Genomic DNA, 506 nt, shown 5'->3' on the forward strand with positions numbered 1-506 from the left:
GACGCGCTCAAGCATGCTGGCTACGACATTGTCGATCGCCATATCACCACACAAGACCAAAACAGTTTAGTCAAAGATACATTGGGAGTTGAAACCACACCGCAAACCTTTATTGAGGGCAAGCGTATTGGCGGCAATGAGGAACTACAAGTATTCTTAGGCAATAGCGAAGCCAAAAGCAATGATGACACTACCTATGCGCCCATTATCGCCATATTTTCTGTTACCGCTTTAATGAGCTTGGCTTTATGTTGGGCACTATCAATTAGTGTATTGTCCATGCAAGCTTTGATGTGGTTTGTTGCCTTATCTATGTGTGTGCTGGCCATCAAAAAACTTGAAGATTTAGAAAGCTTTACGACTGGGTTTTTGGGTTACGATTTATTGGCCAGAAGAGTCGTGCGTTATGCTTATGTCTATCCGTTTTTAGAAGCCATTGCTGGTATTGCCATGCTTGCTGATCAGCCTTGGCTCAATCCGATAGCGGGTATTATAGCGTTAACGAT

At 43.5% G+C, this 506-nt stretch carries 1 protein-coding gene; it reads left to right on the plus strand.

Annotated features, from left to right (window positions below; genetic code table 11):
• Window positions 1–506 (plus strand): thioredoxin domain-containing protein (locus tag ACS8FD_RS24910; protein WP_439277814.1); only part of this gene is annotated, 506 nt, incomplete at both ends.

This window comes from Psychrobacter sp. 1U2 (assembly GCF_051847575.1).